The sequence below is a fragment of the Pseudomonas salmasensis genome (assembly GCF_014268375.2).
Lineage (GTDB): Bacteria > Pseudomonadota > Gammaproteobacteria > Pseudomonadales > Pseudomonadaceae > Aquipseudomonas > Aquipseudomonas salmasensis.
This window is the reverse complement of the sequence record NZ_CP077083.1, coordinates 4389012-4411341: the sequence shown is the minus strand read 5'-3', so window position 1 is coordinate 4411341 and position 22330 is coordinate 4389012. Positions and strand designations below refer to the sequence as shown.

Annotated in this window: 27 protein-coding genes and 1 tRNA gene; 17 read left to right on the top strand and 11 right to left on the bottom strand. The window is 57.8% G+C overall.

The window, feature by feature from the left end; all coding sequences use genetic code 11:
- The 17 genes from ispE (at position 1) to HU731_RS19640 (ending at position 11979) form a co-directional block, all read left to right on the top strand.
- The gene (gene ispE / locus HU731_RS19720) at positions 1-852 is read left to right on the top strand and encodes a 4-(cytidine 5'-diphospho)-2-C-methyl-D-erythritol kinase (protein ID WP_186608441.1); all 852 of its coding nucleotides are present in this window, start codon (positions 1-3) and stop codon (positions 850-852) included.
- Positions 853-889: 37 nt separating this feature from the next.
- Positions 890-964: transfer RNA gene (locus HU731_RS19715), tRNA-Gln, on the top strand.
- Positions 965-1010: 46 nt separating this feature from the next.
- Positions 1011-1952: a ribose-phosphate pyrophosphokinase gene (locus tag HU731_RS19710; protein ID WP_003171603.1), complete on the top strand. Its 942-nt coding sequence runs from the start codon at positions 1011-1013 to the stop codon at positions 1950-1952.
- 137 nt (positions 1953-2089) lie between these two features.
- Positions 2090-2686, top strand: coding sequence for a 50S ribosomal protein L25/general stress protein Ctc (locus HU731_RS19705; RefSeq protein WP_186608442.1), 597 nt, complete (start codon positions 2090-2092; stop codon positions 2684-2686).
- A 167-nt stretch (positions 2687-2853) separates the two neighbouring features.
- The gene (gene pth, locus HU731_RS19700) at positions 2854-3438 is read left to right on the top strand and encodes an aminoacyl-tRNA hydrolase (protein WP_003188350.1); all 585 of its coding nucleotides are present in this window, start codon (positions 2854-2856) and stop codon (positions 3436-3438) included.
- A 21-nt stretch (positions 3439-3459) separates the two neighbouring features.
- Complete coding sequence (gene ychF, locus HU731_RS19695; protein ID WP_032893664.1) at positions 3460-4560, top strand: redox-regulated ATPase YchF; 1101 nt, start codon at positions 3460-3462, stop codon at positions 4558-4560.
- A gap of 370 nt (positions 4561-4930) precedes the next feature.
- Entirely contained in the window at positions 4931-5848 is a 918-nt protein-coding gene (locus HU731_RS19690; RefSeq protein WP_186608443.1) for a sigma 54-interacting transcriptional regulator, read from the top strand.
- Positions 5849-6032: 184 nt separating this feature from the next.
- The gene (locus tag HU731_RS19685) at positions 6033-6209 is read left to right on the top strand and encodes a type III secretion effector protein (RefSeq protein WP_186608444.1); all 177 of its coding nucleotides are present in this window, start codon (positions 6033-6035) and stop codon (positions 6207-6209) included.
- 51 nt (positions 6210-6260) lie between these two features.
- Positions 6261-6623, top strand: a complete 363-nt coding sequence (locus HU731_RS28565) for an EscI/YscI/HrpB family type III secretion system inner rod protein (protein WP_225931498.1) — start codon at positions 6261-6263, stop codon at positions 6621-6623.
- A gap of 6 nt (positions 6624-6629) precedes the next feature.
- On the top strand, positions 6630-7415 hold the full coding sequence (sctJ, locus tag HU731_RS19675) for a type III secretion system inner membrane ring lipoprotein SctJ (RefSeq protein WP_186608445.1): 786 nt from the start codon (positions 6630-6632) through the stop codon (positions 7413-7415).
- The gene (locus HU731_RS19670) at positions 7412-7954 is read left to right on the top strand and encodes a type III secretion protein (RefSeq protein ID WP_186608446.1); all 543 of its coding nucleotides are present in this window, start codon (positions 7412-7414) and stop codon (positions 7952-7954) included. Before sctJ ends, HU731_RS19670 begins: the two co-directional genes overlap by 4 nt.
- Positions 7955-7978: 24 nt before the next feature.
- Entirely contained in the window at positions 7979-8551 is a 573-nt protein-coding gene (gene sctL / locus HU731_RS19665) for a type III secretion system stator protein SctL (protein ID WP_056785390.1), read from the top strand.
- Between the two features lie 103 nt (positions 8552-8654).
- The gene (locus tag HU731_RS19660; RefSeq protein ID WP_032893671.1) at positions 8655-8873 is read left to right on the top strand and encodes a hypothetical protein; all 219 of its coding nucleotides are present in this window, start codon (positions 8655-8657) and stop codon (positions 8871-8873) included.
- Position 8874: 1 nt separating this feature from the next.
- Entirely contained in the window at positions 8875-9264 is a 390-nt protein-coding gene (locus HU731_RS19655; RefSeq protein WP_186608447.1) for a type III secretion system chaperone, read from the top strand.
- Between the two features lie 14 nt (positions 9265-9278).
- Positions 9279-11417 (top strand): type III secretion system outer membrane ring subunit SctC, encoded by a 2139-nt coding sequence (gene sctC / locus HU731_RS19650; protein WP_186608448.1) that lies wholly within the window; start codon positions 9279-9281, stop codon positions 11415-11417.
- Positions 11414-11617, top strand: a complete 204-nt coding sequence (hrpT, locus tag HU731_RS19645; RefSeq protein WP_032893674.1) for an HrpT family type III secretion system protein — start codon at positions 11414-11416, stop codon at positions 11615-11617. The genes sctC and hrpT overlap by 4 nt, the downstream gene beginning before the upstream one ends.
- Entirely contained in the window at positions 11614-11979 is a 366-nt protein-coding gene (locus tag HU731_RS19640; protein WP_056785398.1) for a hypothetical protein, read from the top strand. Before hrpT ends, HU731_RS19640 begins: the two co-directional genes overlap by 4 nt.
- Here the strand turns inward: HU731_RS19640 and sctU are convergent, their stop codons facing one another.
- Genes sctU through HU731_RS19585 form a run of 11 tightly spaced genes read right to left on the bottom strand, consistent with a single transcriptional unit; the run spans position 11980 to position 22129 of the window.
- Positions 11980-13077 (bottom strand): type III secretion system export apparatus subunit SctU, encoded by a 1098-nt coding sequence (gene sctU, locus HU731_RS19635; protein ID WP_003188332.1) that lies wholly within the window; start codon positions 13075-13077, stop codon positions 11980-11982.
- Positions 13074-13862 carry a type III secretion system export apparatus subunit SctT gene (sctT, locus tag HU731_RS19630; RefSeq protein ID WP_186608449.1) on the bottom strand — a complete coding sequence of 263 codons (789 nt, stop codon included), beginning with the start codon at positions 13860-13862 and terminating at the stop codon, positions 13074-13076. The genes sctU and sctT overlap by 4 nt, the downstream gene beginning before the upstream one ends.
- 10 nt (positions 13863-13872) lie before the next feature.
- A complete protein-coding gene (gene sctS / locus HU731_RS19625) occupies positions 13873-14136 on the bottom strand; it encodes a type III secretion system export apparatus subunit SctS (RefSeq protein WP_003188329.1) in 264 nt (87 codons plus the stop codon).
- Positions 14137-14143: 7 nt separating this feature from the next.
- Positions 14144-14800, bottom strand: coding sequence for a type III secretion system export apparatus subunit SctR (sctR, locus tag HU731_RS19620; protein WP_003188328.1), 657 nt, complete (start codon positions 14798-14800; stop codon positions 14144-14146).
- A complete protein-coding gene (locus HU731_RS19615) occupies positions 14797-15810 on the bottom strand; it encodes a FliM/FliN family flagellar motor switch protein (RefSeq protein WP_003188327.1) in 1014 nt (337 codons plus the stop codon). Before HU731_RS19615 ends, sctR begins: the two co-directional genes overlap by 4 nt.
- A complete protein-coding gene (locus tag HU731_RS19610) occupies positions 15807-16274 on the bottom strand; it encodes a type III secretion system HrpP C-terminal domain-containing protein (protein WP_186608450.1) in 468 nt (155 codons plus the stop codon). The genes HU731_RS19615 and HU731_RS19610 overlap by 4 nt, the downstream gene beginning before the upstream one ends.
- A complete protein-coding gene (gene sctO / locus HU731_RS19605; protein WP_056785412.1) occupies positions 16271-16699 on the bottom strand; it encodes a type III secretion system stalk subunit SctO in 429 nt (142 codons plus the stop codon). The genes HU731_RS19610 and sctO overlap by 4 nt, the downstream gene beginning before the upstream one ends.
- Positions 16686-18044 carry a FliI/YscN family ATPase gene (locus tag HU731_RS19600; RefSeq protein ID WP_056785417.1) on the bottom strand — a complete coding sequence of 453 codons (1359 nt, stop codon included), beginning with the start codon at positions 18042-18044 and terminating at the stop codon, positions 16686-16688. Before HU731_RS19600 ends, sctO begins: the two co-directional genes overlap by 14 nt.
- Complete coding sequence (locus HU731_RS19595; RefSeq protein WP_186608451.1) at positions 18041-18946, bottom strand: FHA domain-containing protein; 906 nt, start codon at positions 18944-18946, stop codon at positions 18041-18043. Before HU731_RS19595 ends, HU731_RS19600 begins: the two co-directional genes overlap by 4 nt.
- Before the next feature lie 37 nt (positions 18947-18983).
- Complete coding sequence (gene sctV / locus HU731_RS19590; protein WP_186608452.1) at positions 18984-21077, bottom strand: type III secretion system export apparatus subunit SctV; 2094 nt, start codon at positions 21075-21077, stop codon at positions 18984-18986.
- Positions 21074-22129, bottom strand: coding sequence for a TyeA family type III secretion system gatekeeper subunit (locus HU731_RS19585; RefSeq protein WP_186608453.1), 1056 nt, complete (start codon positions 22127-22129; stop codon positions 21074-21076). The genes sctV and HU731_RS19585 overlap by 4 nt, the downstream gene beginning before the upstream one ends.
- Positions 22130-22330 lie beyond the last annotated feature (201 nt).

The window sequence follows — 22330 nt, the reverse complement described above, 5'->3', positions numbered from 1 at the left end:
GTGTCAGCACAAAAATTGACCCTGCCCTCCCCCGCCAAGCTCAACCTGATGCTACACATCCTCGGTCGCCGTGAAGATGGCTACCACGAGTTGCAGACGCTGTTTCAATTTCTCGACTACGGCGATGAGCTGACCTTTGCGGTGCGTGACGATGGCGTGATCCAGCTGCACACCGAATTCGACGGTGTGCCCCACGACAGCAATCTGATTGTGCGGGCGGCAAAAAAACTTCAGGAACACTCTGGCTGCACACTCGGCATCGATATCTGGATCGACAAAATCCTGCCCATGGGCGGTGGTATCGGTGGTGGCAGCTCAAATGCCGCCACCACCTTGTTAGGCCTCAATCACTTATGGCAACTGGGCTGGGACCATGACCGCCTTGCTGCGCTGGGCCTTACGCTGGGCGCCGACGTCCCGGTTTTCGTGCGTGGGCACGCCGCATTTGCTGAAGGCGTCGGCGAGAAACTCACCCCTGTAGAGCCCGAAGAACCTTGGTATGTCGTGCTGGTGCCGCAAGTATCTGTAAGTACAGCAGAAATTTTTTCAGATCCGTTGTTGACACGTAACTCTTCTCCCATTAAAGTGCGCCCCGTTCCCAAGGAAAACAGTCGAAATGACTGCTTACCGGTTGTAGCAAGGCGTTATCCAGAGGTACGTAACGCTTTGAATTTGTTAGGTAAATTTACCGAAGCAAAATTAACCGGAACTGGAAGTTGTGTGTTTGGGGGCTTCCCAAGCAAAGCTGAAGCTGATAAAGTCTCGGCCCTTCTTACAGAGACCCTTACAGGGTTTGTAGCAAAGGGAAGCAACGTTTCGATGTTGCATCGCAAGCTGCAAAGTCTGCTCTAAAAGGAACCGAGTGTTAGGCACTCGTTGCAACAGATACAGGGGCGTCGCCAAGCGGTAAGGCAGCAGGTTTTGATCCTGCCATGCGTTGGTTCGAATCCAGCCGCCCCTGCCATTTTCTAATACTCATCCAGGTTACCCTCAGCCTCTAGGTACTGCGCGTGTCCAAGATGATGGTCTTTACGGGGAATGCCAACCCCGATCTGGCTCGGCGTGTCGTACGTCAGCTGCATATCCCTCTCGGTGACATCTCTGTCGGTAAATTCTCCGACGGCGAAATTACAGCCGAGATCAATGAAAATGTCCGCGGTAAAGACGTCTTCATTATTCAGCCGACCTGCGCTCCGACCAACGATAACCTGATGGAACTCGTCGTGATGGCTGATGCCTTCCGCCGCTCCTCAGCGACTCGAATCACAGCTGTAATCCCTTACTTTGGTTATGCCCGTCAGGATCGCCGTCCGCGTTCCGCACGTGTGGCTATCAGCGCGAAAGTCGTTGCTGACATGCTGACCGTGGTAGGTATCGACCGTGTGCTCACGGTTGACCTGCACGCTGACCAAATCCAGGGGTTCTTCGATATTCCGGTAGATAACATCTACGGCTCCCCCGTTCTGGTGGATGACATCGAAGACCAGCGCTTTGAAAACCTGATGATCGTGTCCCCGGACATTGGTGGCGTCGTGCGTGCACGGGCTGTTGCCAAATCCCTGGGCGTGGACCTCGGGATCATCGACAAACGCCGTGAGAAAGCCAATCACTCTGAAGTGATGCATATCATCGGTGATGTCGAAGGGCGTACCTGTATTCTGGTTGATGACATGGTCGACACCGCCGGCACTCTGTGCCACGCGGCGAAAGCCTTGAAAGAGCACGGTGCAGCAAAAGTCTTCGCCTACTGCACACACCCTGTGCTGTCGGGCCGAGCGATCGAGAACATCGAGAACTCCGTGCTGGACGAACTGGTGGTGACCAACACCATCCCGTTGTCCGCCGCAGCTCAAGCCTGTGCACGTATCCGTCAACTGGATATTGCACCGGTCGTTGCCGAAGCGGTTCGCCGCATCAGCAATGAAGAATCGATCAGCGCGATGTTCCGTTAAGGGTCAAACCAACGGATCACCTCACTGACGAAAAGCGCCCCGCCCCAGCATTCCGCTGGGGCGGGGCTTTTTTGCCCATATCGAGTTCGGCGCTGGTCGCAAACGCCCCTCGATGATGGCTATTTTGGAGATACAACATGAACGAATTTACTCTGAACGCCCAAGCGCGTACTGACCTGGGGAAAGGTGCGAGCCGCCGCCTGCGTCACGCCGCCAACATCCCAGCCGTTGTCTACGGTGGTAACAAGCCTGCTGAATCCGTGACCATCCTGGCCAAGGAAATCGCCAAGCTGTTCGAAAACGAAGCTGCCTACAGCCACGTTATCGAGCTGAACGTCGACGGCGCCAAGCAGAACGTCATCGTTAAAGCGATGCAGCGTCACCCTTCCAAGCAGTTCATCATGCACGCTGACTTCGTTCGCGTTGTAGCTGGCCAGAAACTGACCGCCATCGTGCCTGTGCACTTTGTGGGTGAAGAAGCTCCGGTCAAGAAAGGCGGCGAGATCTCTCACGTCCTGAACGAAATCGAAGTGACCTGCCTGCCGAAAGACCTGCCTGAGTTCATCGAAGTCGACCTGTCGGCTCTGGAAATCGGCACCATCGTTCACCTGTCCGACCTCAAGGCCCCTAAAGGCGTTGAGTTTGTTGCACTGGCTCACGGTGATGACAAAGCTGTTGCCAACGTTCACGCTCCACGCGTTGCTCCAGAAGCTGAAGAAGGCGCTGCAGAGTAATTCACTCTGTATTGCCGGAGCTTGAGGAAACATCGCGGACCGAAACGTAGCGAGAAAGCGGGCGATAACGCGGCGTTTACTCTTGAGTAAATGATGTAGTGTCGTCCACTTTCGCCGCACACGGGTACGGCGATGTTATCCACAACTCCAAAGGAAGGGCCCCTGTCGTGACTGCCATTAAACTGATCGTTGGCCTGGGAAATCCAGGCGCCGAATACGAACAGACCCGGCATAACGCGGGGGCCCTTTTTGTTGAGCGTATCGCCCACGCCCAAGGCATCAATCTGGTGGCCGATCGCAAATATTTTGGCCTGACCGGGCGCTTCTCGCACCAGGGTCAGGATGTTCGTCTACTGATTCCCACCACCTACATGAACCGCAGCGGCCAGGCTGTCGCGGCGCTTGCGGGCTTCTTCCGGATCAAACCCGAAGAAATCCTGGTGGCCCATGACGAACTGGACCTGCCACCCGGCGTAGCCAAGCTCAAGCTCGGCGGCGGGCATGGTGGGCACAATGGCCTGCGCGACATCATCGCGCAGCTGGGCAATCAGAATAATTTTTACCGCCTGCGGCTCGGCATTGGCCACCCAGGCGTTGCCAGTATGGTTTCAAATTTCGTCCTGGGTCGTGCGCCACGCGCCGAACAGGAAAAACTCGATGCCAGCATCGATTTTGCCCTCGGCGTGCTGCCGGATATCTTCGCCGGTGAATGGAACCGTGCGATGAAAAACCTGCACAGCCAGAAGGCCTGACTCTTACCGAGGGGAAACACCATGGGATTCAATTGCGGCATCGTCGGCCTGCCCAACGTCGGCAAATCCACCCTGTTCAACGCCCTGACCAAGTCCGGTATTGCGGCGGAGAACTTCCCCTTCTGCACCATCGAACCCAACAGCGGCATTGTGCCGATGCCGGACCCGCGTCTTGACGCACTGTCGGCCATCGTCAATCCCAAGCGCATCCTGCCGACCACCATGGAGTTCGTCGACATCGCGGGCCTCGTCGCCGGCGCCTCGAAAGGTGAAGGCCTGGGCAACAAGTTCCTGGCCAACATCCGCGAAACCGATGCCATCGCCCACGTGGTCCGCTGCTTTGAAGACGAGAACGTGATTCACGTCTCCAACAGCGTCGACCCCAAGCGCGACATCGAGATCATCGACCTGGAACTGATCTTCGCCGACCTCGATAGCTGCGAAAAGCAACTGCAGAAAGTCGCGCGTAACGCCAAGGGCGGCGACAAGGATGCAGTGGTCCAGAAGGGCCTGCTGGAGCAACTGATCGCGCACTTCACCGAAGGCAAGCCAGCGCGTAGCCTGATGAAGAACATGGGCGCAGACGAGAAGGCCGTGATCAAGGGCTTCCACCTGCTGACCACCAAGCCTGTGATGTACATCGCCAACGTTGCCGAAGACGGCTTCGAGAACAACCCACTGCTCGACGTGGTCAAGGCTATTGCCGACGAAGAAGGCGCCATCGTTGTTCCGGTGTGCAACAAGATCGAAGCGGAAATCGCCGAGCTCGATGACGGCGAAGAAAAGGACATGTTCCTCGAGGCCCTGGGCCTGGAAGAGCCTGGCCTGAACCGCGTGATCCGCGCCGGCTACGAAATGCTCAACCTGCAGACCTACTTCACCGCCGGTGTCGAAGAAGTCCGCGCCTGGACCGTCAAGGTTGGTGCCACTGCGCCACAGGCCGCCGGCGTGATTCACACCGACTTCGAAAAAGGCTTCATCCGCGCCGAAGTGATCGCCTACAACGACTTCATCCAGTTCAAGGGCGAAGCCGGTGCCAAGGAAGCCGGTAAATGGCGCCTGGAAGGCAAGGACTACATTGTTAAAGACGGCGATGTGATGCACTTCCGCTTTAACGTATAAGCGTTAGCTGAACACCCTGCCCTATACAAGAAACCGACGCATTGCGTCGGTTTTTTGTTGCCTCCTATTTCTATCTACCACGCAACTAAAGACCCTTTACATAGAAACCTTAATCATCCAGATGCGGCGATGCATTTGAACGATGAATCCTTCAACTCTTAAGTCTTCTCCTACACCAAACACTCAATAACCAACACTAAAGCACTTGAATAATACAGCGTGCTGACATAGTTAATATTTCACACATTCTCCTGCAGCATTTTCATACTCACAGCCACGATGACATTTTTGATTATTTGCGTTCTACTGGCCGTACGCCAACAGCGTTCTATCAACAGTGAAGTGATAGCGATAGTGGAGTACCCGGACTATGTCAGCCTCTTACAAAATAACAAATGAGACATACCTCCCCTCTGTTGAAGCCTTGGACATCGAGCGTACGCTCAAGAGTACTGCGGCGCTCGATATCGACATTCTATTATTAGGAGAGACGGGGACGGGCAAGGATACCTTGGCCCAACGGATCCATCGTTTGTCAGGGCGACGAGGTCATTTTGTCGCCGTGAACTGCGCCGCCATCCCGGAAAGCCTCGCAGAGAGCCAACTGTTCGGCGTCAACAGCGGCGCCTATACCGGAGCAGTGCAATCACGTGCGGGTTTTATCGAAGCCGCTCACCTGGGTACCTTGTATCTGGATGAAATCGACAGTATGCCGCTCTCCATGCAAGCCAAACTGCTACGGGTACTGGAATCAAGGGGTGTGGAACGGCTGGGCTCAACCCGGTTTATCCCGGTAGATATGCGAGTCATCGCCTCTGCGCAGCAATCCCTGCATGAGATGGTCGATCAGGGAAGGTTCAGGCGCGACCTGTATTTCCGCCTTAACGTCGTAAATATCAATCTGCCTCCGCTGCGCAATCGCCGTGACCGAATCGTCCCGTTGTTCCTGAATATGATTCAAGAGGAAGCCGAGCACTATAAGTGTCTCGCCCCAAACCTGTGCAGCGAGTTGGTGCAACAGTTGCTGTGCCACCCATGGCTGGGGAATGTGCGTGAGCTGCGCTCCACTGCCAAACGTTTCGTGCTGGGTCTGGCGCCGTTATCAAGCTCCCCCTCGAACGTTACAAACGAGCCAATCAACCTGAAAGAACGCCTGCAACAAATCGAGAAAGCTCTGATTGAAGAGTCGTTGCGTCGTCATACCTACTGTGTGGACGAGGTGGCTGTAGAGTTGGGGATGGCGAAGAGAACGCTTTACTATCGCATGAAACAACTAGACATACAGTAGCCCACTGCGCAGGCCACAGGCACCGAAGAAATCTCCAGATACACCCTTCAAGTAAAAACTGGAACCATATTCGCCCCGGAACCACACAAGGATGAGCCTGATATATTTAGTGCCTATTGAAGCAACAATATTGCAACTACATATCAAGACTCAAACATCATTTCTTAGATATTGGAGTATCACTATGAGTGTTTCTGGCATTAACCCGCAAACCTATCAAGTCCCTGTCCAAAGCTCCGGCGGCGGCGAAAACGAAGACCTTAAAGCAGAAAGGAAAGCAGCGGTTCGCGAATCCCTGAAGGAAAGTATTGAATCCTTCAAGATTTCTGAGAAGAAAAAGAACATCGACGCGATGCGCTAAATAGCATTACCGCCCTTTGTCACCAAAGGGCGGTTTCCCCAAGAGGTCTATATGCAGATAAAAGAAGTCGATGTATTACGCGAATATCAAAACGGCCTCACAGCTCGCAGGCCCCCTACCCAACCTACACACCACGGCGAAGACGTGAGCTTTTTCAGCTCGTTATTGGAACCGTCGATGCAACGGGCTACCGCCACGTCATCATCGAATGCCCTGACCGACGCTTTGCAGCATTTGGACAAGGCGAGAAGTGGCATGAGTCGAGGCCTGAAAGACTTCAACAATGAGTTCAAAGAGAAAAATCGGCTTAATTATGCCTCCCATCTTTCAGACTCCTTACTGCTGACCCAAACCCTGGTGAAGTGCGTCGGCAAGGGCGCGCAATGCCTAGAAAAAGTCAGCAACCTGCAGTAGGAAAAAATGATTCGTTTTCTATCCATCGGATTAGTTTTCTCGCTGACGCTGATACTGGGCGGCTGCGGCGAAAGTGTCGAATTGCATCGCCAACTCTCCGAGCAGGATGCCAATGAGGTCATCGCGGAACTGGCTGACAAACACATACGCGCACAAAAAGTGCCTGCCAAGGACGGCGTCGTGGTGCGTGTCAATGCAGCCGATATCAGCCGCGCCGTTCGCACACTCGAAGCGGTCGGATTGCCGAAGGTCGCCCGTGCCACACTGGGCGACACCTTCCGCAAGGAGGGCGTCATCTCTACCCCACTGGAAGAGCGTGCCCGGTATATCTATGCACTGTCCCAGGAGTTGGAGGCGACACTGTCAAACATCGATGGCGTCATCGTCGCTCGCGTGCACGTGGTATTGCCCGAACGCGTGGCTCCCGGTGAGCCCGTCCAACCCGCCTCCGCCTCGGTGTTCATCAAGCATGACCCGCGACTGGAGCCCGACAGCATCCGGGCGCGCGTACGCAGGATGGTATCCAGTAGTATTCCCGGCATGACCACTGCATTGGATAACGCGCAGAAGCTCACGGTGGTTTTTGTGCCGGCAGCGGCTTACCAAGAGCAACAACGCCTGAGCTATTTCGGTCCGTTCCTGGTCCCCGAGGAAGACATCGGTTTTTGGCGTACCACTGTCAGCTTGTTGGTTATCGGCGCGATACTGACGCTCGTCGCTGCGCTGTTCTGGCGCATACGAGGCCGACGATCAAGGCAGGATCCTGTCAGTCCCAGCGCATCTACCGAATGAGTGATCATCTGGCCTGGGCCCAATGGTGGGCCAGTCCGTGGCGGTTTTCGCACCCGGATGCGACCAGCGCCCAGGCCTACCACGCATTACCCGCCCTGTGTCGCAGCCAACCCGCACTGGCGTGTGCAGCGTTGGGCATCGAGCCGTGCCTACCTCCCCCTCCCCGTGCAACGGTGCTTGGTTTGGCCCTGGCTTCACGAGAGCAGTTCGATCTGGCGATAGCGCTACTGGAGCTTACGTGCCATCCCAACGTCGACAGCCCCTTGTACGATGAACACCGCAAGTGGTGTGAGCGCCTTGCCAAGGCCCTGCACCCTGACGCCCTGTTGCAACCGGAGAATGATCCACTGCAATTGCTGAGGGCGTGGGTTGAGCCTGCTGTCTGGCAACGTCTTCGGCTGCGCTTGCCCCCAGACCGGGTGCAGGCGCTTGAAACCACTCACCTGCCACTCGACGACGCGCATGGCCGGCTCAATACGCTGTGGCAGGCGATTGTCTGGCGTATCGAAGCAACGGGCAGCGAAACAAATCGTCGTTAACTGCAACAAGCCAGAGCATTGTTTATGTTGACCCTACGCAAAATCGAATTGCACAACGGCGCTTGCGGGCAGCCAAAAGTATTGATTACCCGGGAGATGCTCGCCGATTGCGTCCAGTCCGCGCAGTTGCTAGGTAGCGCACAGACCCAAGCTGAAGAGTTGCTGCGCCAGGCGGCTGAGCATCGCGAAGAAATGCTCGAGCAGGCCCGCCTCGACTTCTGGTCACGTGCCCACGCGCAACTCAGCGCGTGGGAGCGTCAACGCCAGTCGATGTGTGACAGCCTCGAACACTACGCAACATCCATTGCCAACCGAGCCTTCCACTGCCTGTTGGAAGAAGTGCCTCCCCCAAAGCGTCTTTCGGCATTGGTCAAACAGTTGGTAGCGACGCAAATTCCACCTATCAAGGCAACCTTGGTTTGCCACCCGCACGAGCATGAGCAGATAGCCCAAGCCTTGGCCCGGTTGGGCTCTACCCCCTGGAAGCTTCGCCCCGATGACCAGATCAAACCTCAATCACTGCTACTGGAAACAGATGAAGGCGATTTTCGTATCGACTGGGCCTCGATGCGAGAAATATTGTTTACAGGCGAGTAGGACAGAGCGGTAGAGGCAGGCGATATCTTTAAAAAAATGTCTGCCGATGGAACTGGTGGCAAACAACCCGCCACACAGTTCAGACACATCTGGAGTAAAAATCATGGACTTTCACGGAAACCTGAAAAACCATCTATTGAAGCAAGTTCAGGCTGATATCAAGCGAGTGAATACAGCCTATAAAGATCCGGTTGCGCTCGATGCAGATATCGAATATTTCAGCGACCTCGTAAAACAACAGAAGCTCTCTCTTATCGCGTTCAACGAACACACGCGCTCCAGGCATACGCTGCTCAAAACAGCGCTGGACGGCGTGCAATAAGTTGCAAGCACTCCTTGCCGGTTGGCTGAATGGCCACGAAGGGCAGCTGACTTTGTTTGAGAACGACGACGAAATCATCTTTCAACGCGTTTCGAACAGACTGCTGGTAAAGGTCCAGTTGACCAAAGCAGACGAAGACAAAGCCCAGCTGCGCACCTGGATGCGTCTGGGAGGCCCCAGCCTCAGCTATTTTCAGGGCGCAGTGGCATTGGCGCCGACCACCGGTGCGCTTTGGCTTATTCAATGTGTGGAGATGGGGCACGGCGAGCAGCTGGCGAAGTGTCTCGAATCCCTTCTCAACCAACGCGACACCTGGCGCGCCATTGTCGCGCGCCAGGCGCGGCCTGTACGCACATTCATACCCACGTCGCTGCGCTCGATATCGCACTAATCAGAGACTTTCCCATGCCTGACAAAAACGACAAGCACAAACGCTTGCGCCCTCACGTACCTGCTTCGACCCACCGCGCCGCCTGGTGTTGGCTCATCATGCTGCCTGGGTGGCTGCTGCCACTGGATAGCGCGCTGGCCGCAATCCCTCCCGAATGGAAAAACACGGCCTACGCTTATGAAGCCCAGCACAAACCGGTGCGTGAAGTACTGGAAGATTTTGCCCAGACATTTGGTACTCAGCTCCAGGTCGAGGGCCTGCTCGAAGGTAACGTCAACGGCAAGATACGCGCTAATACGCCACAGTCATTGCTCGACCGGCTGGGGGTCGAACACCGTTTCCAATGGTACATGTACAACAACACCCTTTATATCAGCACCCTGGACCAGCAAGAATCGGCACGCCTGGAAGTCTCTTCCGAGACCATCGCGGACCTCAAGCAAGCGCTGACCGATATAGGCTTGCTCGACAGTCGTTTCGGCTGGGGCGAGTTGCCAGAAGACGGTGTTGTGCTGGTCTCCGGCCCGAAAGTTTATATCGAACAAATCAAGCGTTTCAGCAGCCAGCGCCGTTCCGCGGATGAAAAACAGAGCGTGTTGAGCTACCCACTGAAATTCGCCAGCGCGGCGGACCGCCAAATGGAATACCGCAACGAAAAAATCACCATCCCCGGTGTAGCCACCATGCTACGAGGGCTTCTGGAACCGCGCTCAACCTCGACGTCTTCGGCACAGGCTCAACGCTCCATCACCCAGCCCGCGTTCATTACGCCCGTGGTTCCACGCTTGAGCAACCCGTTACTGGGGCAAATGCTCGGCTCCACCGCGACAACCGGGCTGAACGGCTCTAACGATATAGGCATGTCAATCACCCCGCGTGCCCCCGTCAGCCCAGCCCGTATCCGCGTCGAAGCCGACTTGCGCAATAACGCCATCCTGATTTATGACGTGCCGGAACGGCAGGCGATGTATCGCGAACTGATCACTCAACTCGACGTGGCGCGCAAACTGGTGGAAATTGATGCAATCATCCTCGACATCGAGCGCACGCAACTGCGCGAATTCGGGGTGAGATGGGGCTTTCAGAGCAGTCGCTTCAGTGGCGCATCCAACCTGATTTCCGGCAACGCTCAACTGACAATTGAAAACCGTGGTCGTTTCGACGCGGAGATACGCGCGCTGGAAGCCAAGGGCCTGGCAACCATGGTGTCCAATCCGTCAGTGCTGACACTGGAAAACCAGCCGGCGGTGATTGATTTCAACCGAACCCAATACCTGACCAGCGGTCGGCAGAACGCTACGATTCTGCCGATCACCGTGGGCACCGGCTTCCAGGTTGTGCCGCGCGTCATCACGAGCCGTGGCGGTCATCAGATCCAGTTGTTGGTAGATATCGAGGACGGTAACTTCGAAGATGCCAACCCTACTCCCGGCAGCTTCGATGTACGCCGAGGCAAAGTCAGCACCCAAGCCATCATGGCCGAAAAACGCTCGCTCGTGATCGGCGGTTTCCACGTCACCGAAAGCATCGACAAGCACAGCAAGGTGCCCCTGCTGGGTGATATTCCTCTATTGGGCAAGGCGTTGTTTTCCTCGACTGAACGACAGAACAATCGGCGCGAACGTCTGTTTATCCTCACGCCACGCGTCATCGGCGACCAGGCCGACCCGTCACGTTACCTGCCCCAGGCAGACCAGGCCCAATTGCAGGCCGCTCTCACACCCCTGGTCAGGCGCTATGACCCTCACCAACCGGAGATCAAGCGCAGTGACATTATCAGTACCCTGGCGCATCTGGTCACAGGGCAAGTGCCCAAAGCTTTCAAGGTAGCGCCGATGCCCCTGGGGTTGAACACCTTGTGCAGCACCCGCAACTTGCTGGCGCTGAACACCGAGCGCAGCCAATGGTACGCCGGCCCGCAGTACAACGTAGCCGTGGTGGTGCTGCGCAATCAGTTCAACCGCAATGTGCGTATCGACGAAAAGGAATGCAGTACGTCGCAAACCCTGGCCGTGAGTGTCTGGCCGCGCGCTTGGCTCAAGCCGGGCGAGGAAGCAGAAGTGTTTATCGCCATGCGTCCGGTGGTCAAGGATGAACACGTCAGCGTGCCCCGTCCCTCCCTGATCACTCCAACCCAAAAGGCCAAGCCATGAAACATCGCTTGCTGTACGTCACTCTGATCGGCGCGGCGCTGCTTGTCGCCGGCTGTACGCCCACCTGCAAGGGCGACTCCTGCTCACGTCCGCAATCGACCCAGGACAAGCTGGTGATCTGGTGGCCTCCACAAATGCGCGTCGAACCCGGCCCTGCCGGAGAGCGTGCGGACTATCAGACAGTGTCGCTGGAACGATGAGCGCCCAAGGAACCCCGGCCGATGAACGCCAGGTATTCCTCGACAGCCTGGTGGGCGGCTCTGCCGCTCACCTGACACTTGGCCCGGGGGTAACGGCCAGCAGCCTGCAAGCCGGAACCCGTCAGGGCCTGGCCCTGCACGTGGCTCGCGAGGCACTGCAAGCTTCACAATTGCAGAACGTGCTGGAGCGGCGTTTCGAGCAAGCCGTGGCATTCGATGGCTGCTTTATCTACATTGACGCACAGGACGCCCTGGTGATCTGGCATGCACTGCCTCCACAGCGCAACCTGCTCAACAGGCTCCTCAGCCGAATGTTGTCGTTGGCCAACCTTGAAACCCTGGATGCGCGTACCCGGCGCTGATCAACGCAGATCAAGCTCCGGCAATTCCAGGGTTTCACGCTTGGCCTCATCATCAAGCTCGCGCAGGGTGCGGTAGATCAATGCCACGGCCTGCAGGGTTTCACGAGGAATGGTCGCCCCCAGCTTGTTCGTATACAGCGTACGGGCCAACCACACGCACTGGATCACCGGTACATCGGCCGCTTTGGCGCGAGCGATCAACGCACGGGCGTCATCATCAGTCCCTTTGCTCACCAGCAGGGGCAGCGGCGTTTCACCGGGGCGGTAATACAAGGCCACGGCAAAGTGCGTCGGGTTGACCACCAGCATATCGGACTCCTCCAGCTTGGGCAGCTTGACCTTCGGCTCCTCCTGGGCCAATTGCTGCGCCAGGGCGCGGCGCTGCCCCTTCACGTGAGGATCGCCCTCCATGTCCTTGTACTCTTTCACGACCTCGACCTGGGTCATGCGCATGCGCTTGGCAAAGAAGTACTTCTGCATCGCCAGGTCGATAAGCGCCAGCACCAGCAATAACCCAAGACAGGCATGCAGCAGATAGCGGAACAGGGCGATCAGTCCCAGGATGTAGCTTTGCAGATCGCTGCTGGCCATATTGATCAACACCCCCAGGGAAGGCCAGATCACCACGTACAGGATCAGGCCCAGCAGTGTTGCCTTGACGATGCTCATCAACAGGTTCATTACCGACTGGACAGAGAACATTTGCTTGAGTTGGCTGAGCGGGTTCAGACGATTGAAGTCGAGCTTCAAGGAGTCCGGTGCGAACAGAATCCCGAACTGCATCCAGCTGCTGACCAGCTTCGTGATAATCGCCACCGCGGCCATCAGCAGGGCGAAGGAGAAAAACAACATCAAGCCTTCGACCATCACTTCTTCCAGCGCCTGCGGGAAAGGCAAGGACAGGCGCGAGATCGGCAGCAGCATCAACTGCTGGAAACGTTGCAAGCTGCTCTCGGCGGTGAACAAGGCGATTTCGCTGATGGCTGTCAGCACCAGTAGCTTACCCACATCCTGGCTTTGGGCGACTTGGCCTTTCTTACGCTGATCGCGCAGCTTCTTGGCTGACGCGGGGTGCTTCTTTTCCCCCGAATCACTCATGACAGCGAGACCTCGAAAAGCACGCCCAGGGAGTGCTTGAGGTCTTTAAGCAAGCCCATGCGTCCGACGATCAGGTCCTGCAGCAACGCAAAATACAACAACAGCACTCCGATACCCGCCAGGCTCTTGAGGGGCGGCGCCAACGTACTCACTTGCAATTGCTGACTGTAGACCCCCAGCAGGGCAATGCCGAACTCCAGCAACAGCAGCACTGCAATAAAGGGCGCGGCGTAGAGCATCATGTGCGTGAAGGTATCGCCCAGCAGGCCGACAAATACATCGAAGCCATCGGCAGCGGGCAGTGGGAACCACACCGTCGGTGGCCAGAGCAGATAGCTGTCCCAAATAACCTGCGTCAACGCCCCAAGGCCCATGCTGGCCATCAGCAAAAAAATCGCCAATTGCTTGAACAAGTGCCCGGCTGGCGTCGCGTCTGGCCCAAGCGATGGGTTGAGCTGACCACCGGCCAAGGCGCCACGCTGGTTGTCCAGCAACGCCCCAACCGACTCGAACAGCCAGAACGGCATGGACAGCAACACGCCCAGCAATAATCCCAGGGCCAACTCTTTGAAGACCAGCCCACCGAGCATCAACGCCGAGTATTCCTGGCCCGCCAGCATGACGTGAATGGCAGGTGCAGGCAGCAGTGCCATGACCATCACAATGGTGTGCCGCAGCATGCCGCGTATATGTTGAAAACAGAATGCCGCCACGAGGAAGGCACAGGGGTAGATACGCGCCATGGCGACCAGCAGGCTGGGCAAATACTCAAGATATAGCAGCACAGGCAAGACCTCAGTGCAGGGCCGAGCGACCGATCATGTCAAAGGTCACGTTCATCAACTGGATCAACTCCACACCGATCCAGCGGCCGGTCATGATCAGGGTGATCCCCACTGCCACCAGCTTGATACCAAAGGGTAACGTCTGGTCCTGTACCTGCATCAGCGCCTGCACCAGGGAGGTCATGACCCCCACCACCACCGCCACAATCAGCGGCGGCGCCGTCAGCATCACTACCAGCAACATGCCCTGCTTGAATAATACGATGGGTTCCATAGGTCACTCAGAGATAGGAAAGGAACAGGCTGTCGAGCAACCGCGACCACCCGGAGACCATCACGAACAAGAGCAATTTGAGCGGCAGGGAAATGGTCATGGGCGAGACCATTTGCATCCCCAGCGCCAACAATAGATTGGAGACAATCAGGTCAATCACGATGAAAGGGATATAGATCAGGAAGCCGATTTCGAACCCCGCCTGCAACTGTGACAGCACAAAGGCCGGCGCCAGCAGGATCAGGTCCTCACGTTGGACCTCCTGCGCCATCTGTGCCGGCCACATGCGCATGGCATTTTCCAACAGGTGGGTAAGGATATCCGGGTCACTGTTGCGCAGCATGAAGGTGCGCAATGGTTTGATCGCCTCCATTCCCGTCTGCTGAAGTGCGCCCACGCTGGTCAGGTCCAGGGGCGACACCTTGACGATCTCGGCCATCTCATAGCCTACAGGCGCCATGATGAACAGGGTGGCCGCCAGGGCAATACCATTGATGGCCATGCCCGGAGGCACCTGCTGCACACCGATGGCATTGCGGGTGATCATCAGCACAATCACGATCTTCAGGAACGCCGTGCAGACGACCAACAGCATGGGCATCAACGACAATGCCCCCAGAAATATTGCCAGGACGACCGGATCTATTCCCTGGAAACTACTCATCGAGAAAAGATCACGCGAGTCATCTGCAGCCCCAGCCGCCCGTCCACTTCAACCAACTGGCCCTGGCCGAGGGGGCGGTCGCCGTAGTAGAGCCCCGCAGTGCCAGGGGCATAGCCGGCGACTCCCAGCACCGCGCCGGGCGCGAGGTTGCGCAGTTCGCCGAGGGTCAGGTTCAGCGTACCGCACCGTACGTTGAGCGCCATGCTCAGCTCGTCGAAGGGTTCATGCCCGAACACATCCATCACCGCTGTTTCATCCTCATGCCCTGAGTAAGGCTGTGTTGCAAAATCCTCGTCCACAAACATATCCTCGATAGAAGTAAGGGTAAGACGCGTCGGCCCGGATCCAGCGTCGATCCAGCCCACCAGACGCTGTTTGCCAACCTGCACATGGCCGGTTCCCGACGCACTGAAAAAGGCTCGTTCAAGCACCAGCACGTCACCGGCACGCAAGCTGCGCAGTTGGTGCATGGATAACCGCAGGCGCCCGAGCGTTACGTCCACCGCCAGCTGAAACTGCGCCGGCATTGGCTCCGCCTTGAGCCGCCACGGCCCCGCCTTGCATAGCGCCAGAAAGCTCTCGACAGACAGCCACAGATAGCCCGTGACGCGAGAGGCGCCGAGCGTCACGCAGAGTCGACAACCAAAGTTCAAGGGGCGGGTGCCGGGCAGCAAACGCAGGTAACCAAACAGCGCTTGCACCTGAGGGCTCAGATGATGCTGAAACAACTCCCAGAACCAGGCGTCGGGATCGTTGCCGGCCTGTGCGAACGTCACCGGGCATTCACCCATCAGGCTTAACTGCGGTCCTGGCTCGCTGAAGGCCAATACTCCACAGGCGGTTTCGAAGCAAAGCGGCTGGATACCCACCGGAGCAGTACCAGGCTCCATTCTCAACTCGCCTCTCGACCCGGCGACCTCGAACGGCATACACAACCCTTGCCCCAACCGCTGCCGGGCAACCGCAATATCGGCTTTGAATGTGGGAAATATCAGAGGTGGCAGCATCATGCCTGCGCCGATTTTGCCAGATACACATTGACGGGCTGGCGCAGGCTCGCCGCCAACCGTTGCTCACATTGTTGGCGTACGCCACTGAGCCAGCGCGCCGTGTTGTCTTGCTCCGCGTCCAACTCGACATTCCAGCTCCCCTGCTCCCGGCGGATACTGGCGTTGATCCGTCCCAGGCGGCCCAGGTGAAAAACCGCCATCATCGGCCATTGCGAACCGACGAGCATTCGCGGCGCCAACTGCTCGGTCAACGCCTCGATCATGGCGACATCGCCCGAGGTTTTGATTGCGTTCAGAGACGCTCCATATCCCCCGCCGTCCTGGCCCCCATCGTTAAACAACCGGGCGAACAATCGTCCTTGCTCCCAAGGCACCAGGGCGCCGAATTCAGGCGCACGGTCATCGCGAGACTCACGCGGACGCGGACGCGGACGTTCAGGCGGACTAACTGAAACCTGTTTCATATCGGCTCCTGCGTCAGTAACTTAGATAGCTCTTGGATTTTTTCCACCTGGCGCAAGCACAAGGTGACGTGTTTCTGCGCGTGGCCGACCTGTGCAGCCTGCTCTTGCTGCCGCTGTTTGAGTTGCAACAACTGGCCTTCTTCACGCCGGGTACCCGCCGATAATTGCCGCTCCTTGGCATTCCAGTTTTTCAGCGCCTTGAACGTCACCACCTGCCCCTGGTGCAGACTCAACAGCTCGGCGCATTGCCGGGCCTCTTCCAGGCGGGTTTGTTCGAGGACTTCTTGCGCCTCCCGGATGTGCGCGACCAGCGCTTGCTGCGCCCGTTTTGCCTCACGCAGCGCACGCTCGGCGCGGTCAGCACGGTGTCGACGCAAACGTCGCAGAGTGTCGATTTCACCCGGTAACACTTCAGAATGGGACATGGGCGGTCAGCTCAGCCAATTGATCCATGGTGGCGGCAAGCGGCGAAGGTTCGCGCAAGTCCTGGCGCAGAAAGCCATCCACCGCCTGCCGACTGTCAACTGCCAGGTCGGTGAGCGCATCGTTGCCGGGCTGATATTCCCCTAGCTTGAGCATCAGCTCGATCTGCTGGTAAGCCGACAGCAAGCGTCGTAACGCCGTACCGGCACGGATATGCACGGGCTCGGCGACATTGCTCAGAATCCGCGAAAGGCTGGCCAGTACATCGACCGCCGGGTAGTGGCCGCGCTCGGCCAGCTTGCGCGACAGGACGATATGACCGTCGAGCAGAGAGCGCACCTCATCCGCCACCGGATCGTTCATGGAGTCCTGTTCGATCAGCACTGTATAGATGGCCGTGATCACGCCTTCACGGGTCAAGCCGGCACGCTCCACCAAGCGTGGCAGCAAACTGTAGACCGACGGCGGCAGACCACCGCGCCCCAAGGGTTCACCGGCAGCCAGGCCGATTTCACGCTGGGCCCTGGCAAAACGGGTCAGAGAGTCGATCAGCAACAGCACCCGCTGGCCCTTACGCCGGAAACCTTCGGCCAGCGCGGTTGCCGTGAACGCGGCACGCGCGCGCTCCATGCTTGAGCGGTCGGAGGTTGCGCACACCAACACGGCCTTGGCACGCAACTGCTCGTCCAGTTCGTGATCAAGAAACTCGCGCAACTCCCGGCCCCGCTCCCCGATGAGACCGAATACGATCACATCGCACTCCACGTTACGGGCGATCTCGGCCAACAAGGTGGTCTTGCCACAACCGGCACCGGCAAACAGCCCTACACGCTGCCCCTCCCCCAGGGTCATCAGGCCATCAATCGAGCGCACACCCGTGGCCAGTGCACGGTTGATCCGCGGCCGTTCGGTAGGAAGAGGCGCCTCACATAACACGGTGGTCGCCCCAGGTGTGTCCGCTTCCACGAACGCGCCCACACCATCGCCCGCAATCGGACGACCAAAACCATCCAGCACCTGTCCCAACAGCTCATCACCGACCCGAACCTGATGCGGAACCCCCAACCGCGCAACGCTCGCCCCTACACGCACACCTTCCAGATTGCCCAGGGCACTGAGCACCGCATCGCGCTGATCGAACCCGATGATCTCGGCGAGCATGTAGTCGCCCGGTGCTTTTTCGACTTGGCATAGGTCGCCAATACGGGCCTGCGGCAATCGGCATTGCAACAGCATGCCGTTCACGCGCTGAATACGACCGAGCATCGTCACCGGTGCGAAGCTGCTCAACGCCTGTGACTGGTTCAGTTGCCAGGCCTCCAGACGCTCCTGCAGCGAACCCTTCACCAGCCCACCTCATAACGTTGCTCGCCGTCGAAAACCACTTTGCTGTTATCGATCAAAACCAGGCGCAGACCATCCACTTCATCACCCACGAATAAGCGGGTTCCTTCGTCCAGCACCACGTGACCATTCGGACCGCCCACTATCTGCAAGATCTTGAACGGTAACCTGCCATCGCGTACCCGTACGCGACTGATCACCGGCACCACCGTGTCGAATTGCTCGGCAAAACGGTCGAGCATGCGCGCAATCAGTTCCACTTCATCCTGGGAAACAACACCATTGAGGGCAATCTGACCATTGACGATCTGCAAGCTGACACGCTGGAGCAATTCGCGTTCGTTGAGCATCCTCATGAGTTGCTGGCGCACCTCAACGGGTGAGTCCAACCCAGGTTTCTGAATGACCGCCGGCATCAGCGATGCCTGGGCTTCGCGCTCACCGGTGAAGATAATGCCAACCGCAGCGATGATCACGGCGCATAGCAGCACCAGGCTGACCAGGCGTTTTTGCTGCAACGCGGAAATGGAAGACAGCGTCAGCGGCAATGGCGCCGAGGGCAAAGGTTCCGTTGCCGGCTGAGGCGGCTTGAGCACCGATGCCTGGCGCCAAGGATGATCGGCAGGGCTGACACACAAGCTGACAGAGCCGATCACAAACGGCGTGTTGAGTGCCAGATCGCCGATCTGCGCCAACATTTGCCCATCGCTGTTTTTCAGCAACCCCGCTTCAGCCTGCACTGACCAGCGCCCTTCGAGCAATAACAGGCGTGCGTGGTGCTCGGCGACACCAGGGTCATCCAGCAAGAGGTCGGCGCCCGCGTTGGCGCCAAGGCTCCATTGCTCGCCAAACAGAGGCAGCGCGGCCCCTTGATGCGAACCATCCAACACTCGGAGTTCGAACATCAGTACGCCCCCCCGTACTCTGCAAGTAGCGATGTGTTCATGCCAATGTCCCGTGCATCAACTCATCCTGGCCAAGGTCAAAACGCCCCAGCACCTTGACCTTGGAATTGCTCCCCAGCTCGGCGAAAGACAACACCGGTACATGGTTGAACTCCTCAAGCAACAAGGTTCGCAAGGGGCTGCGCAAATCCTGCGCCACCAACAACACGCTTTTAATTTTTGCGCGTGCACTGAAGGCCTGGTTGAGCAGGTTGATCAGCGCAGCGCTATTGTCGCCGTCGAGTGCAAAGAACACCCCGGTCTGGGTCTGGCGCAGTGCCTCGCGCAACACGTTTTCGGTCTGCGGTGACAACAGCCAGGCATGCAGCCCATCGGCCTCGCTGTACTGGTGGTAGATCTGCGACTTGAGGGCAATGCGCGCATAGTCAGCCAGTGCTTCGGGCTCACGTTCGTGCTGGCCGTATTCGATCAGCGATTCGACAATCAACCTCACGGCGCGCAGCGGAACCCCTTCGCTGGCCAGGCGTTGCAGCACCGCCGAAAAGCGCGAGATCGGCATGATGCGCTGCAGCTCCTGCACCAGGTCGGGTTGATTGTTCTCCAGCCAACTGAGGATCGCCTTGCTCTCCTGAATCCCCAGGAACTGCGGCCCGCTGAGCATCATCGCCTTCTTCATGCGCTCGACGATCAGGCTCGTCGCATTGAAGCGCTCCAACTGCGCGTCATTGAGCAGTGGGTCGTCAGGTGGCAGCCAGAGCCAATCCTGCTCGTTACGCTCGGCCAATCCCGGTATGCCATGCTCAGGCTCAACCGTCAGGGCGCTGCGCTCTACGGCAACGCGCTGGACCACCGACGCCTTGACCATTGGCACTTCATGAACGCAGAAGCGCATTTCATCATCGGCCAGCGAGTCATCGATCTCGACCTCAAACGGCGGCAATGTCAGGCCGATATTGGCAACCAGGGAATTTCGAACCTGTCGGATGCCGTGAATAAGATCGGTCACCTCAGGCGTGCCGCGCAGGGCCGAGGGAAACTGCAACAGATAAGGCCGGGACGGATCAAACCCGCGCAGGTCCTCTTTGCCATTTTCTTCAGGCCGCATGGCTTCGACGGCTTCGGCTTCTGGCTGCGCTTCACGTCGGCGCCGCCGGTCGAGGTAATAACCCAAGGCACCGGTCATCATCGCCAGCAGGATAAACACCAGGGTCGGCATGCCAGGCACGATCGCAAACACAAGCATGGCCACCGAGGCGATCATCCAGCTCTTGGGCTCACTGGTCATCTGGCGTGCGATCTCGGCGCCCATGTTCGTGATGCCCTTGCGCCCTTCCGGTGCCACGCGGGTAATGATCATACCGGCGGTCAGAGAGATCAGCAGCGCGGGAATTTGCGCAATCAGGCCATCACCGATGGTCAGCACAGAATACAGCGCCATCGAATCGGCAGCGCTCAAACCGTGCTGGAACATCCCCGTTGAAAACCCACCCAGCAGGTTGACCACCACAATGATCAAGCCAGCGATGGCATCGCCTTTAACGAACTTCATCGCGCCATCCATGGCGCCGAACAGCTGGCTCTCGCGGGACAACTGTTCACGCTTGTCGCGCGCTTGCACACCGTCAATCAAACCGGCACGCAAGTCACTGTCGATGGACATCTGCTTGCCCGGCATTGCGTCCAGGCTGAAGCGCGCCGCCACTTCGGCAACCCGCTCAGAGCCCTTGGTGATCACCAGAAAGTTGACCAGGGTCAGGATCAGAAAGATCACCATCCCGACGGCCAGGTTGCCGCCCACTACGAAGTTGCCGAAGGCCTCAACGATATCGCCGGCGTCCTGTTCGAGCAGAATCAAGCGCGTCGTAGCGATCGACAATGCCAGGCGAAACATGGTGGTCAGCAACAAAATCGACGGGAAGGAAGAGAACGCCAAAGGCCCGGGCAAGTACAGCGCCAGCATGATCAACAGGCAGGAAATACAGATATTCAGCGCAATCAGAATGTCCACCAGCCAGGTAGGCAGCGGCACGATGAAGATGAACACAATGGCCATGATCACCACGGCGCCCAAGACCTCGGCGCGCTGCGCTACCTTGAGCAGTATGCCGTTGATGGTGGACAGCACGTTCACGCCAGGATACTCGAATTAGGAAAGCCAGGGCTTATGCCTTCGAGGCGGGCAAGCTCGTCCATCACCAGTAGAAAGTTGTGCAGCGCCTCTTGGCGTGACTGGCTATCCGGCCACAAAGCCAGGGGCAATTTCAGAAACAGCGGATAAAGCGCATTGAGCGCCACGAGTGTTGACGTGCCGGCCCTCATATCTTCGGCCAGGCGCATGACTTCATTTGTCACGATGCCGGTACTTGTATAACCCAGCAGGCGTTGCAGCAGGCTTACCGCATGCAGTTCGGTTGCAAGGTTCTGGACCAGCTCACGACAGTTGCACAACACCCCGCTCAATGCACCGCAGCTGCGCAGCCCTACCAGCAAGGTGCGCAACATTGCCGTAGGCACGGAGGACACATGGGCGGCGATGTCGGCCGTCAGGGCGCTGGACATCACATTCAAGCCATGTGCAAAACGATCGTCACCGTAGACGCCCAGCAGCGCCTGCATCATGGAGGCCAGGGATTGCCGTGTCACCACACTGGCGTAGTACAGCGCGCGCAGCGCCTGGCGCTCTTGTGGATCGCCACCCGCCGTCTGCAAGGCCATGGCGATATTCAGGCCCGCCTGGATCTGCCCTTTGAAACGGACCTCCAGCTTGGCAATAGCATCCCGCGCCAGGTCGGCTTCGGAGCTGCGCACGTCAGCCTCGGCCTGCTCGCACACCGCCTTGAGTACCACGAAGGTGCGCGCCGGATCACCGCCAGTGGCCTCCAGCAACTTATCGATGCTGGGTTGCATCAGCAATTGCAGCCTGATTCGACGCGCTACCGCGGCAAAGCTTTCCTGGGCCGGATGCCCCAACTGCTCATAGAGCTGCGCGAGCGCCTGGACAGGAGGCACACGTACGCCAATTTTGCGTTTGTCCAACGTACGGCTGCTGGATTCAACCTCCTGACTGAAGTGCAGGAAAAGATCATCGATACCTTGGCCTGGCTCAGGCTTGGCGGCCGGGCTAACGGTGGGGAGTTCCACACGCGGGGTCATTGGCACTTCGGGGGTAGATTCGACTTTCATGGGCAGGCCAGTACAGGAAGAGAGTGCCAATGTGTGGTTAGGCCCGTCCAGATGGTTCCATTGAAACTCGCTCTTCCAACAAGGTGAAAAAACCCGCACAAGCCCCTGGTGCCTTTTGCAAATTACTGCACAAAAGCGCCACGAAACTAAAGTATTTATACATATAAATCATTGGGTTATGTGCAGATTCTCCTTTGGCAC

Bases quoted from the DNA above. Each gene is read 5' to 3' on its own strand.
- HU731_RS19705 (WP_186608442.1), top strand. From the start codon at position 2,090: ATGAACGAATTTACTCTGAACGCCCAAGCGCGTACTGACCTGGGGAAA.
- ychF (WP_032893664.1), top strand. From the start codon at position 3,460: ATGGGATTCAATTGCGGCATCGTCGGCCTGCCCAACGTCGGCAAATCC.
- HU731_RS19690 (WP_186608443.1), top strand. From the start codon at position 4,931: ATGTCAGCCTCTTACAAAATAACAAATGAGACATACCTCCCCTCTGTT.
- HU731_RS19685 (WP_186608444.1), top strand. From the start codon at position 6,033: ATGAGTGTTTCTGGCATTAACCCGCAAACCTATCAAGTCCCTGTCCAA.
- HU731_RS28565 (WP_225931498.1), top strand. From the start codon at position 6,261: ATGCAGATAAAAGAAGTCGATGTATTACGCGAATATCAAAACGGCCTC.
- sctJ (WP_186608445.1), top strand. From the start codon at position 6,630: ATGATTCGTTTTCTATCCATCGGATTAGTTTTCTCGCTGACGCTGATA.
- HU731_RS19670 (WP_186608446.1), top strand. From the start codon at position 7,412: ATGAGTGATCATCTGGCCTGGGCCCAATGGTGGGCCAGTCCGTGGCGG.
- sctL (WP_056785390.1), top strand. From the start codon at position 7,979: ATGTTGACCCTACGCAAAATCGAATTGCACAACGGCGCTTGCGGGCAG.
- HU731_RS19660 (WP_032893671.1), top strand. From the start codon at position 8,655: ATGGACTTTCACGGAAACCTGAAAAACCATCTATTGAAGCAAGTTCAG.
- sctC (WP_186608448.1), top strand. From the start codon at position 9,279: ATGCCTGACAAAAACGACAAGCACAAACGCTTGCGCCCTCACGTACCT.
- hrpT (WP_032893674.1), top strand. From the start codon at position 11,414: ATGAAACATCGCTTGCTGTACGTCACTCTGATCGGCGCGGCGCTGCTT.
- HU731_RS19640 (WP_056785398.1), top strand. From the start codon at position 11,614: ATGAGCGCCCAAGGAACCCCGGCCGATGAACGCCAGGTATTCCTCGAC.
- sctU (WP_003188332.1), bottom strand. From the start codon at position 13,077: ATGAGTGATTCGGGGGAAAAGAAGCACCCCGCGTCAGCCAAGAAGCTG.
- sctS (WP_003188329.1), bottom strand. From the start codon at position 14,136: ATGGAACCCATCGTATTATTCAAGCAGGGCATGTTGCTGGTAGTGATG.
- sctR (WP_003188328.1), bottom strand. From the start codon at position 14,800: ATGAGTAGTTTCCAGGGAATAGATCCGGTCGTCCTGGCAATATTTCTG.
- HU731_RS19615 (WP_003188327.1), bottom strand. From the start codon at position 15,810: ATGATGCTGCCACCTCTGATATTTCCCACATTCAAAGCCGATATTGCG.
- HU731_RS19610 (WP_186608450.1), bottom strand. From the start codon at position 16,274: ATGAAACAGGTTTCAGTTAGTCCGCCTGAACGTCCGCGTCCGCGTCCG.
- sctO (WP_056785412.1), bottom strand. From the start codon at position 16,699: ATGTCCCATTCTGAAGTGTTACCGGGTGAAATCGACACTCTGCGACGT.
- HU731_RS19595 (WP_186608451.1), bottom strand. From the start codon at position 18,946: ATGTTCGAACTCCGAGTGTTGGATGGTTCGCATCAAGGGGCCGCGCTG.
- HU731_RS19585 (WP_186608453.1), bottom strand. From the start codon at position 22,129: ATGAAAGTCGAATCTACCCCCGAAGTGCCAATGACCCCGCGTGTGGAA.